This window comes from Agromyces fucosus (assembly GCF_004134865.1).
Taxonomy (GTDB): Bacteria; Actinomycetota; Actinomycetes; order Actinomycetales; family Microbacteriaceae; genus Agromyces; species Agromyces fucosus.
Map to the genome: position 1 here is coordinate 241,635 of NZ_SDPO01000003.1, position 11,607 is coordinate 253,241.

The 11,607-nt window shown below is 70.3% G+C and carries 11 protein-coding genes; 5 read left to right on the forward strand and 6 right to left on the reverse strand.

What is annotated here, in order from left to right; all coding sequences use genetic code 11:
- Positions 1–74: 74 nt before the first annotated feature.
- Positions 75–1,220 (reverse strand): heme/hemin ABC transporter substrate-binding protein, encoded by a 1,146-nt coding sequence (locus ESP57_RS12685; RefSeq protein ID WP_129231846.1) that lies wholly within the window; start codon positions 1,218–1,220, stop codon positions 75–77.
- 162 nt (positions 1,221–1,382) lie between these two features.
- Here ESP57_RS12685 and ESP57_RS12690 point away from each other — a divergent pair, with 162 nt between their 5' ends.
- Together ESP57_RS12690 and ESP57_RS12695 are read left to right on the forward strand one after the other, a co-directional pair.
- Positions 1,383–4,286, forward strand: coding sequence for an HtaA domain-containing protein (locus ESP57_RS12690; RefSeq protein WP_165877465.1), 2,904 nt, complete (start codon positions 1,383–1,385; stop codon positions 4,284–4,286).
- Positions 4,287–4,377: 91 nt separating this feature from the next.
- The gene (locus tag ESP57_RS12695) at positions 4,378–4,746 is read left to right on the forward strand and encodes a potassium transporter Trk (RefSeq protein ID WP_243648519.1); all 369 of its coding nucleotides are present in this window, start codon (positions 4,378–4,380) and stop codon (positions 4,744–4,746) included.
- 24 nt (positions 4,747–4,770) lie between these two features.
- Here ESP57_RS12695 and purF read toward each other — a convergent pair whose 3' ends face one another.
- The 3 genes from purF to ESP57_RS12710 all read right to left on the reverse strand — a co-directional run bounded on the left by purF (position 4,771) and on the right by ESP57_RS12710 (position 7,433).
- On the reverse strand, positions 4,771–6,228 hold the full coding sequence (purF, locus tag ESP57_RS12700; RefSeq protein WP_115960435.1) for an amidophosphoribosyltransferase: 1,458 nt from the start codon (positions 6,226–6,228) through the stop codon (positions 4,771–4,773).
- Positions 6,229–6,352: 124 nt separating this feature from the next.
- Positions 6,353–6,784, reverse strand: a complete 432-nt coding sequence (locus ESP57_RS12705; RefSeq protein WP_056011966.1) for a hotdog fold thioesterase — start codon at positions 6,782–6,784, stop codon at positions 6,353–6,355.
- A gap of 37 nt (positions 6,785–6,821) precedes the next feature.
- Positions 6,822–7,433: a hypothetical protein gene (locus ESP57_RS12710; protein WP_056011963.1), complete on the reverse strand. Its 612-nt coding sequence runs from the start codon at positions 7,431–7,433 to the stop codon at positions 6,822–6,824.
- 80 nt (positions 7,434–7,513) lie between these two features.
- Between ESP57_RS12710 and purM the strand changes: the two genes are divergently transcribed.
- Positions 7,514–8,617 carry a phosphoribosylformylglycinamidine cyclo-ligase gene (gene purM / locus ESP57_RS12715; RefSeq protein WP_115960443.1) on the forward strand — a complete coding sequence of 368 codons (1,104 nt, stop codon included), beginning with the start codon at positions 7,514–7,516 and terminating at the stop codon, positions 8,615–8,617.
- 10 nt (positions 8,618–8,627) lie between these two features.
- A complete protein-coding gene (locus ESP57_RS12720) occupies positions 8,628–9,404 on the forward strand; it encodes an LLM class flavin-dependent oxidoreductase (RefSeq protein WP_129231849.1) in 777 nt (258 codons plus the stop codon).
- A gap of 142 nt (positions 9,405–9,546) precedes the next feature.
- Here the strand turns inward: ESP57_RS12720 and ESP57_RS12725 are convergent, their stop codons facing one another.
- On the reverse strand, positions 9,547–9,753 hold the full coding sequence (locus ESP57_RS12725; RefSeq protein WP_056011954.1) for a DUF3073 domain-containing protein: 207 nt from the start codon (positions 9,751–9,753) through the stop codon (positions 9,547–9,549).
- Between the two features lie 201 nt (positions 9,754–9,954).
- On the opposite strand from ESP57_RS12725, the gene ESP57_RS12730 reads away from it, so the two are divergent.
- Positions 9,955–11,130, forward strand: a complete 1,176-nt coding sequence (locus tag ESP57_RS12730; RefSeq protein WP_115960449.1) for an NAD(P)-binding domain-containing protein — start codon at positions 9,955–9,957, stop codon at positions 11,128–11,130.
- 25 nt (positions 11,131–11,155) lie between these two features.
- Here ESP57_RS12730 and ESP57_RS12735 read toward each other — a convergent pair whose 3' ends face one another.
- Positions 11,156–11,599 (reverse strand): DUF1801 domain-containing protein, encoded by a 444-nt coding sequence (locus tag ESP57_RS12735; protein WP_129231850.1) that lies wholly within the window; start codon positions 11,597–11,599, stop codon positions 11,156–11,158.
- Positions 11,600–11,607 lie beyond the last annotated feature (8 nt).

The window sequence follows — 11,607 nt, forward strand, 5'->3', positions numbered from 1 at the left end:
CAGACGCTTCAGGTGTCCCAGGCGCTTCAGGCGCTTCAGGTGCTTCCGGTGCTTCCGGCGCACTCGCGCGCGTGTCAGTCATCGAGGTACCCCGACTGCTCGGGCGCCCACACCGCCCGCGCGAGGGCCTCGACGACCTGTGGCGCGCGCGGCCCGAAGCTCAGGATCTCGCTGTCGGCCATGTCGACGAACCTGCGGTGCAGGCCGGCCGGCGTCGACGCGAGCGCCGGTACGCGCTCGAGCAGACCGTCGATGCCGCCGGCCGACTCGAGGCCGCCGCTCATGAGCAGCACGACGTCGGGCTGGGCGGCGACGAGCGCCTCCGCCGTGACGGGTCGCATGCCCTCCCAGCCGATCTCGCTCGCGATGTCGATGCCGCCGATCGATTCGATGAGCGAGTCCGCGCCCGACTCGGCGCCGAAGAGGTAGTAGACGTTCGCCGAGCCCCGCACGTAGAGGAACGCGATGCGCGGTCGCACCGCAGCGTCCGACGGGATCGCCGCGGCGATGTCCGCCGTGACGCGGACGAGGTCGGCGTCGACCTGCGCCGCGAGCAGTCCGCCGCGTTCGGGTACGCCGAGGGCTGTCGCGACCTGGTCGATGAGCTCGTCGATCGTGTCGAGGCTGCGCTCCGACGTCGTGATCACGACGGGGATGCCGCTGTCGCGCAACTGGTCGAGCACGTCGAGCGGTCCGAGCGTCGTGTCGGTGATCACGACGGTCGGGTCGAGCGCGAGGATCGCCTCGGCGGTCAGGTTGTGACCGCCCTGCGTGACGACGGGCAGAGCGGATGCCTCGGCGAACCCGGTCGAGCTGTCACGCCCCACGACGCGGTCGCCGAGGCCGAGGCCGAACACGGTGGCGGCGAGCGAGCCCGAGACGTCGATCGGCAGGATGCGCGAGGCATCCGTCACCGTGACCTTCGTGCCCTCGTCGTCGGTGACCGTCGCGGGAAGCTGCGGGGTCTCATCGGAGTCGATCATCGGCAGTGCGGCGTCGGCGAGGCACGCCGTCGACGGGCCCTCGATCGTGCGCGGCGACTCGTCGATCGCGAGTTCGGCGAAGGGGGTCGCGCTCGCCACGCACTGCGGCTCGGTGGTCGAGCCGGTCGCGGTGGCGACGCATCCCGTGGTGAGCATCGCCGTCACGGCGAGCACTGCGACGGACACGGTACGGGTCGCACGGGCCGAGATCGGGCGCGACGTGACATGGGAAGCCATGAAGTGAGGTAAGCCTTACCTTAAAGTTGACAGGGCGGCAGGCTTCACTCTAGCGTCATTCTTAGCTGAGGCTTACCTAACTCAGCACACCCACTCCCACCCCTCGCTTGCGTCCGCCGCACTGTGCGCGCCGTCGCTTCGCCATGCCTGGAGGACCGCGTCGTGAAGACACCGTCACCGATATCCACCCACTCGAGGCGCTGGCTCGCCGGCTCCCTCGCGGCGCTGCTCGCCCTCGGCGGCTCGATCCTGACAGCGGCGCCCGCGCTCGCCGAGGAGATCGCTCCGGCAGCGGTCGCCTCGCCGTCGCTCACCGTGACGCCCGCCGATGAGGTGGACCCCGCCGTCGAGAACACGTTCACGGTCTCGGGCACCGGCTACGTGGGCGCAGGGGCGGCGAACGGCGCGTACGTGCTGCTCGGGGACGCTTCGATCTGGAGCGGCGGCGGTCCGCTGGTGGCCTCTGGCTGGCTCGGTCTCGCGTGGGTACCGGCCGGCTCGATCGTCGACGGTGCGTTCACGACGACGCTGAAGGTGCCGGCCGGGTCGTTCGACCCGGCGAAGTCCTACGTCGCGGCGACCTCGGCTGCGCACGGGCTGTCGGTCACCGACCGTTCGCTCGACGCGTTCTCGCCGATCACGATCGCACAGCCGACTCCGCCGGAACCCGTGGCAGATCCGGTGCTGACCGTGTCGCCCTCGACCGAAGTCGACCCCGCGGCCGAGAACACGTTCACGGTCTCGGGCACCGGCTACGTGGGCGCAGGCGCGGCGAACGGCGCGTACGTGCTGCTCGGGGACGCTTCGATCTGGAGCGGCGGCGGTCCGCTGGTGGCCTCTGGCTGGCTCGGTCTCGCGTGGGTGCCCGCCGGCTCGATCGTCGATGGTGCGTTCACGACGACCGTGAAGGTGGCGGCCGGTTCGTTCGATCCGGCGAGGTCGTACGTCGCGGCGACGTCCGCAGCACACGGCCTCTCGGTCACCGACCGTTCCCTCGACGCGTTCTCGCCGATCACGATCGCCCAGCCGGAACCCGAGCCGGTGGTGCCGACGGTGTCGGTGTCGAAGACGAGCGGGTTGGATGCCGCGGGCGAGAAGGTCGTCGTGAAGGGCACCGGATTCGTTCCGAACGCCCCCGCGACGAATGGGGTGCGTCCGCCGCTGGCGGGCAAGTTCGCCGGCGCGTACGTGGTGTTCGGTTCGTTCGCCGAGAACTGGAAGCCGAGCGCCGGTGCCGCATCGTCGGCTCGGGTCGTGGACTCGCAGAAGTGGGTCGTCGATGCAGCGGATGTCGCGGCGATCGGCGGCGCCGCCGCGGGTGCGGTCGCGATCGGTGCCGACGGTTCCTTCGAGGTCGAGTTGACCGCGCGCGAGTTCGAGAAGGCCCTCGCGGGTGGCAACTACGGCGTCTACACCTATGCCGGCAGCGGTGCGAAGGTGCCCGCGTTCGAGACGTACACCCCCGTCAGCTTCGCGACAGTCGAGCCTCCGAAGCCCGATCCGGGGCCGGGCACTGGGCCCGTTGCGCCGATCGCGAGCGGATCGCTCTCCTGGGGCGTCTCCGGTGCATTCCGCGACTACGTCGTCGGCAGCATCGCGAAGGGCTCGATCTCAGTCGGCTCCGGCGCGACCCAGTCGGGCGGCCTCTTCCAGTTCGGCCAGACCGGCGGCACCTACAGCCAGGTGACCGGCACCGGCACCGCCGCCTACGCGGGCTCCGTGCGGTTCACCGGTCACGGCGGCCTGCTCGACCTGACCTTCGCGAACCCGACCTTGCGCGTCACCACTCCCACGAGCGGCGTGCTCGAGGTCTCGGCCAACGGCTCACGGGTCGACCTCGCCGTCGTCGACCTCGCGCGCGGCTCGAAGTCGCTCGTGAACGGTGCGACCCGCATCGCGAACGCGCCGGTCACGCTGACCGCCGCGGGAGCCGCCGCATTCGAGGGGTACTACTCCGCCGGTGGTGCGCTCGACCCGCTGACGGTCGTCATCGGGACGCCGGGAGCCGCGCCAGCGGGGAACTCGGGCACGGTCGCCACCTCGTCCGCTGCGAAGGCCTCGGCGAGGGTGGTGCCGGCGACCCCGCCCTCGACGACGGGCATCACGCTCGACCCCGCCACGCTCGCCGCACTCGCGGCCGGCAAGCAGGTCACCGTGACGGTCGACGGTTTCCAGCCGAACGAGGCCGACATCATGGTCGTCGTCTACTCGACGCCGACCGTGCTCGCACGAGATCTCGTCGCCGACGCGAACGGTGTCGTCACCTGGACGGGGAGCCTTCCCGCCGGCCTCGAGCCCGGCGATCACACGCTGACCTTCCAGGGGTCGACGGCGAAGGGCATCCGCTTCACGGTGAGTGCGCCGGCCGGACTCTGCGTCGTGACCGACGCGACGCTCGACTGGGGCTTCAAGACGTCGTTCCTGCAGTACCTCGAGAGCGGCATCGCGAACGGCCAGTGGGCCGTGACGGGCGCGAGCGAGCAGGACGGAGTGTTCGGCTTCGCCGGCGGCACCGGTTCGATCGAGGCCGAGAGCGTGCGCGGCGTCGTCGCCTTCCCGGGTTCGATCGAGTTCACCGGCCACGACGGAGCGCTCGACACGACCATCGCGAACCCGTCGATCGAGTTCGTCGGGAACGACGAGGCCTACCTCCGACTCGACGTCACTGGCACGACCCAGCAGGGCCAGCCGGTCACCGCGACGGCCGTGCGCTTCGCCGCGCTCGACGTCGAGGGGGCGCTCGAGCGCGCCGGTGACGCGCTCGTCGGCACGGTGGTTCCGGCCGAGTTCACCGAGGAGGGCGCCGCCGCGTTCGGCACCTACGCGGGCGGCGAGGAACTCGACCCGGTCTCCTTCGCGATCACGCTCCCGGCCGACTGCGGCATCGAGGCGGATGCTTCGAAGCCCGAGGTGCAGCCGGCGGTGGCCGACGACTCGACGGCCGCGACGACGGCTGCCGAAGGTCCGGCCGCCTGGCTCATCTGGCTGCTCGTCGCCGTCGTCGCGCTCGCGATCGCCGCACTCGTGGCGTTCCTGATCCTCCGGAGTCGTCGCTCGGCCAGCTGACCGGTTCGGTACGAGAGAGGCCCGCCCCGGAAGGGGCGGGCCTCTGCCGTGCTCCCACCGCGGTCGCAGCGAAATGCGGGACAATGGAGGGGTGACCGACCCCCTGAACACGCCCGAACCCGAGCGCACCCCGAACGGCGTCCCCGGCGCCGAGGCATCCGTGCCGCTCGAGCACGAGGTCGAGCGCGACCTCGTCACCGTGCGTCGCGCCCCGCGCTACTCGCGGTTCATGACCCTGGGGGCACTCGTGGGCGCGGTCGTGGCGCTGATCCTCACCGTGAGCTTCCCGGCCAACGACGACTTCGACATGGGCCAGGTGTTCGGGTTCCTGCTGCTCGCCTGCGCGGCGATCGGCCTCGCGCTCGGTGCACTCGTCGCCCTGCTGATCGATCGTGCCACCGCGCGCCGGGCGAAGTCGGTCACCGTCGAGCACGAGACGATCCACCCCGTCGACGAGTAGCGTTCGCGGGCCGGCGCAACGCGCCTAGCTGAGCTGCGTGCGCTCCACCCAGCCGAGGTACTCCTCGGTGACGGTGCCGGTGACGTAGTCGCCAGTGAAGCACGACAGGTCGAGCTGCTCGATCGAGGTACCCTCGGTGATCGCGGCCTGGAGGTCGGCGACCTCCTGGTAGATCATGTGGTCGGCGCTCAGCTCCGACGCGATCTCGGGGATCTTGCGGTTGTAGGCGATGAGCTCCTGGCGGCTCGGCATGTTGATGCCGTACACGTGCGGGAATCGCACCGGCGGGGCCGCCGAGGTGAACGTCACCTTGTTGGCACCGGCCGCGCGGGCCATCTCGACGATCTCCTTCGAGGTCGTGCCGCGCACGATCGAGTCGTCGACGATGAGGATGTTCTTGCCCTTGAACTCCGTGCCCATGGCGTTGAGCTTCTGACGCACCGAGCGCTTGCGCTCCGCCTGGCCGGGCATGATGAAGGTGCGGCCGACGTAGCGGTTCTTGTAGAAGCCCTCGCGGTACTCGATGCCGAGCTTCTGCGCGACCTGCATCGCGGCGGGGCGCGAGGAGTCGGGGATCGGCATGACGACGTCGATGTCGCCCTTGTCCATGTGCGTCTCGATCGTCGTCGCGAGCCGGTCGCCCATGCGAAGGCGCGCCTCGTAGACCGAGATGCCGTTCATGATCGAGTCGGGGCGGGCGAGGTAGACGTACTCGAACGAGCACGGCACGAGCATCGGGTTCTTCGCGCACTGGCGCGAGATCATCTGGCCGTCGAGGCCGATGAAGATGGCCTCACCCGGGTGCACGTCGCGCACGATCTCGTAGCCGCCCGATTCGAGCACGAGCGACTCGGATGCCACGATCCACTCGTCGCGACCGTTCCCGGCGGTGCGGCGGCCGAGGATGAGGGGCCGGATGCCGAACGGGTCGCGGAACGCGAGGAGGCCGTAGCCGGCGATCAGCGCGATGACGGCGTAGGAGCCCTCGACTCGCTCGTGCACCTGCTCGACGGCGGTGAAGACCTGGTCGGGGTCGAGGTCGAGCCCCGTGATCTGGCCCTGCAGCTCGGTGGCGAGGACGTTCAGCAGCATCTCGGTGTCGCTCGTGGAGTTCACGTGACGGCGGTCGATGCGGAAGAGGTCCTCCGACAGTTCACGCGTGTTCGTGAGGTTGCCGTTGTGCACGAGGGTGATGCCGTACGGCGCGTTCACGTAGAACGGCTGGGCCTCCTCTTCGCGCTCGGCGGCGCCCTTCGTCGCGTACCGCACGTGACCGAGACCCATGTTGCCGATAAGCGAGCGCATGTCGCGCGTGCGGAAGGCCTCGCGCACCTGCCCGCGCGCCTTCGTCATGTGGAAGATGGGGCCGTCGGCCGTCGCGATGCCGGTGGAGTCCTGGCCGCGGTGCTGCAGCAGCAGCAGGCTGTCGTAGATCTGCTGGTTGGCCGGTTCAGTGGAGACGATTCCGACGATGCCGCACATGCGAGCGATGGCTCCTCGAAGGTGGGGGAAGTGTCCGAGCAGGACTCCTCAATCCTCGCACACGCGCGCGTGTGAGCCGGCTGAGCGAACGCTGCTGCTCAGCTGAGCAGATGCGAGCGCGGAATCAGTATTCCGACGGCTTCGCGAGCACGGCCATCGTGCAGCGCGAGACGCAGACGAGCTTGCCCGCGGCATCCGTGATCCTGATGTCCCAGACCTGTGTCGTGCGGCCGCGCGTGAGGGGCATGGCCTCGCCGTAGACCCAGCCCTCGGCGACGGGGCGCACATGGTTCGCGTTGATCTCCATGCCGACGCAGTAGAACTTCGAGGGGTCCACCGTGAGCGTCGCGCCCCAGCTCGCGAGCGTCTCGGCGAGGGCGACGGATGCTCCGCCGTGCAGCACCCCGCCGGGCTGGCGGGTGCGGTGGTCGACCGGCATCCGGCCTTTGAGTGAACCGTCGGTCGTCTCGGTCAGCTCGATGCCGAGGGTGCGGATCAGGGTGTCGTCGCGCGCGTTCGCCCACTCCAGTGAGGGCTCGCCGAACCAGATGCTCATGCCGTCGAGTCTGGCACGCGGGCAGCGCCGAGCCGGTCTATGCGAGCTCGGCGATGATCGGGTGCATGGCGTCGTCGAACGCCGAGGCATCCGATCGGAGCGAATCGGTCACCGCGACGGTCATGTCGCCGATCCACCAGACGCCCGACTCGGCGAGCGGCACGACCTCGACGTTGAGTTCGAAGGAGTGGGCGCGGCGCCCGACCTCGCGTTCGTGCTCGGCGATGGTGCCGGCGTAGGCGCGATACGAGTCGCCGCGGCGGGATGCCGATGCGTTGCGGTAGCCGTCGTGCGCCCAGTCGGCCCAGGCCCGCGCCGCCTCCGCGTGGGGCAGGATAGCCGCGGCGAGCACCTCGGCGCCCGACGTCGGCAGCGCGACCTCGGTCTCGTAGGCGTCGACGAGCTCGAGCGGCACGGCCGACGGATGCGTCTCGGGTTCCACGGTCATCGCCCACCAGGTGCGCCACTGCTGCTCGAGACGGTCGTGCTGATCGATCTCGAGGCGGTCGCCGACGGGCCCGACGTCGCGCAGGCGCGGCAGTTCGAGAGGAGAGGCGATACCGAGCACCTCGCGCAGATAGAGCGCGAGGAGGACCGGGCGACTCGCGTTCTCACGGATCACCCACGACGGTGTGCCCCCCGGCTGCATGGCTGTATTTTAGTCCGCCGTTCGCGCAGCGGCACGGTTCGGCACGCGGAGAGCCGGCATGGCGCGGGTACGCTTGACGGGTGACCTCGAACTCGTCCTATGCCGCTGCCGGAGTCGACACGCACGCGGGTGATCTCGCCGTCGAACTGATGAAGGCGTCGGTCTCCGCCACGCACGGGCCGAACGTGCTCGGCGGGGTCGGCGGATTCGCCGGGCTCTTCGACCTCTCGTTCGCCAAGGACTACACGCGTCCGCTGCTCGCGACCTCCACCGACGGCGTCGGCACGAAGATCGCGATCGCGCAGGCGCTCGACAAGCACGACACGATCGGCCAGGACCTGGTCGGCATGGTCGTCGACGACATCGTCGTGGTCGGTGCGAAGCCGCTCTTCATGACCGACTACATCGCGTGCGGCAAGGTCGTGCCCGAGCGCATCGCCTCGATTGTCACGGGCATCGCCCGTGCCTGCGCCGAGACCGGCACCGCCCTCGTCGGCGGCGAGACCGCAGAGCACCCGGGCCTGATGGGCGCCGACGACTACGACGTCGCGGGCGCCGCGACCGGCATCGTCGAGGCCGACCGACTGCTCGGTGCCGAGAAGGTCGAGTCGGGCGACGCCGTCATCGCGATCGCGTCGAGCGGCCTGCACTCCAACGGCTTCTCGCTCGTGCGGCACATCCTCACGAGCGCCGGCATCGGGTACACCGACGCCTCGGCCGAGCTCGGCACGACCTGGGGCGAGGCCCTGCTCGAGCCCACTCGCCTCTACACCGGTCAGCTCGTCGAGCTGCTCGCCGGCCCGCACGGCGACGCCGTGCACTCGCTCTCCCACGTCACGGGCGGCGGCATCGCCGCGAACCTCGCCCGTGTGCTGCCGCTCGGCTCCTGGGTCGAGCTCGACCGCACGAGCTGGTCGCCGGCCCCCGTCTTCCGCGTGCTGAACGACCTCGCGGGCACCTCGCTCGAGTCGACCGAGGGCACCTGGAACCTCGGCATCGGCTTCTTCGCCGTCGTGCGAGCGGATGCCGCGGCATCCGTCATCTCGGCGCTCGGCGCCCTCGGCCTCCCGTCGTGGCAGGCCGGCACGGTGACGATCGGCGCCCGGGATCTCGGGGGCTTCGAGCAGGGCGCCAAGGGCGTCGACGGCGGCGCCGTGCGACTCGTCGGCTCCTACGCGAGCTGATCGGCCGCCCGTGCACACGCCCGTCTCGATCGGACTGATCGGCACGACCGATGCGTCGATCGTGGCGGCGCTCGCGCCGCGCATCGAGCGGCTCGGATTCCACGCGCTGTGGCTCAACGACGTGCCGGGCGGCGACTCGCTCGCCGGACTCCGCGTCGCCGCGGCGGCGACCGAGCGGCTCGGGCTCGCGACCGGCGTGATCCCGCTCGACCGGCGACCGGTCGACACGCTCGACCTCGCGGGCCTCCCCGAGGCGCGCACGAGCATCGGCATCGGCTCCGGTCGCATCGCGCACCCGCTGGCGTTCGTCGAGCAGGGCGTCGCGAGGCTGCGCGAACGCTGCGACGCCGAGATCATCCTCGGCGCCCTCGGCCCGCGCATGCGCCGGCTCGCCGCCGAACGCGCCGACGGAGTACTGCTCAACTGGCTGACGCCCCAGGCGGCGTCCGCCACGACCGCCGAACTGCGGGCGAGCGCAGGCGAGCGACGCGCGCGGTCGGTCCTCTACACGCGCACCGTCGTCGACGACGACGCCCGTGCGGAGCTCGAGGCCGAGTCCGAACGCTACGAGCAGGTGCCGGCCTACGCCGCGAACTTCGCCCGCCTCGGCATCCGCGCGATCGACGCGACGATCGACGGCGCGGGCGGGGTCGCAGCCTACGAGTCAACGGTCGACGAAATCGTCTTGCGCGCGATCACCCCGAGCGGGTCGCTCGCCGAGCTCGAACGATTCGTCGAGACGACCGCCGCATGGGTCGAACGCGCCGCGGAGGTCCGCCCGGTGTAGCTCCGTCCGGTGCGGGACGCCTCGCAGCATCGAGCAGCGGATGCCGCGGCATCCGCCGTTCGGTCACCGCTGCGCCGGGCCTCGAAGGCCGGAAGTCTCGCGGTGGTGCGAGGTCGTTGCGAGCTGCGAGGAGAACGCGCGGCTATGCGCGCTGTTCGTCCTCCGCGACATAGGTGTCGTCATCGTCAGCGGAATACTCCGCCCACTTCGACGCCTCTTCGCTGTACTCGTCATGCGGCGAGCTCGTGGTGAGCTCGCGCTCAAGCGCGTTGTAGTCGGTGTTCGGGCTGAAGTACTTCAGCTCCCGAGCGACTTTGGTGTGCTTGGCTTTCTGACGGCCGCGCCCCATGCGTGACCCCCTTACGGCATCTGGCCGGGTGGGATTTGGTCTTCACCCGGCGCTCATCTGATAAATGAATTCGTCCAACCGCCAGTTTAGCACCGCCGCAGACCCGCTTCGGCGTACTGCACAGGCATGCCGGAGGACGTATGGTGGCTTTCGGCTCGCGTGCTGCGAGCACACAGCAAGCCGTGCTGAGATTGTCAGGTGATGACGAGCCCCGAACGCGTGAAGGTCGTGGTGATCGGCGCCGGACAGGCCGGCTTGTCGGTCGCCTTCTACCTGCGACGGTTCGAGCTCGTGGCCGATGACGATTTCGTCATGCTCGACCGTGCCCCCGGTCCTGGCGGCGCCTGGCAGCACCGCTGGTCGTCGCTCCGGCTCGGTACTGCGCACCGGGTGAACGACCTGCCGGGCATGTCCGAGCTCGGGTTGAGCTTCGACACCGCCGACCGCAATCTCCCCGCGAAAGACGTCGTCGCCGACTACTACGACCGGTTCGAGCAGCACTTCGACCTGCGGGTGCGACGGCCCATGAACGTGCGCCGGGTCGTGAACGACGGCGTCGACCTGCAGGTGCGCTACGAAGACCTCGCCCCGCAGCCCCTCGAAGAGCAGAAGGCCGCGCGCGGGCTCTTCGGCCGTCGCCGCAAGACGTTCGAGGAGCCGGCGGAGCCGTCGGCGCCGCAGCACGAGATCAACACGCAGTTCCTCGTGAACGCGACGGGCACCTGGGGTTCGCCGTTCGTGCCGTACTACCCGGGCATGACCGAGTTCGCCGGCCGCCACGTGCACACCTCCGACTTCACCGACGCAGAGGACTTCCGCGACAAGCACGTCGTCGTGGTCGGCGGCGGCACCTCGGCGATCGGCTTCATGCTCGAGCTCGAAGAGGTCGCCGCCGGGCTCACCTGGGTCTCGCGCCGGCCGATCGACTGGCTCGACCGACAGGAGCTCGACCTCGAAGGGGCATCCGCAGCCGTCGCCATGCAAGACGAGGCCGCGCGCTCGGGTCGGGCACTGCCGTCGATCGTGAGCGGCACCGGCGTGCCGAAGAGCCGTCGCATCGCCGCGGGCATCGAGCGGGGGCTGCTCGTCGCGCGGCCCATGTTCGACCGCATCGAGGCCGACCGGGTGGTCTGGGACGGCGACGAGTCGGGCATGGCCCGGGCCGACGTCATCATCTGGGCCACCGGCTTCCGCCCCGACCTGCGCCACCTCTCGCCGCTGAAGCTGCGCGAGAAGGCCGGCGGCATCACGGTGGGCCAGGGCGCCGCGTGGAGCGACCCGCGGATCTTCCTCGCAGGCTACGGTCCGCAGGCCTCGACGATCGGCGCGAGCCGTGCGGGCCGCATGATCGCGCGCCAGATCATGGCGATGCTCTAGCCCCGAGCGGTGCGGTCCGGCTGGCTCAACCGGCGGAGGGGGCGCTGTCGCGAGCGCGCTGACCGAAGGTACCCGAGGTGACCGTGCGGTACGAGGCACGCACCATCGACGCGAGCACGTCGAGGTCGACGTCGTCGAGGTTCTTGAGGTAGAGGCATCCGACGCCCGTCGTGTGCGCGCCGAGCTTCGCGAGTGCCTCAGCGTGCGCGCCGACGCCCTCGGGGAAGTAGATCGTCGTCGCGGCCTTGCGGGGCGAGAACCCCGCGGCTCCTGCACTACCCTCGCGGCCGCTCTCGTACGTGTAGTGGTACTCGCCGTACCCGATGATCGACGGCCCCCACATGCGCGGCGGCTCACCCGTCACACGGGAGAAGAGCTCGAGCAGCGTCTCGGCGTCGCGACGGCGCACGGGGTGCGCGACCCGGTCGACGAACTCGTGCACCGAGGCATCCGTGTAGTCCGTGGCCATGGCGCCAG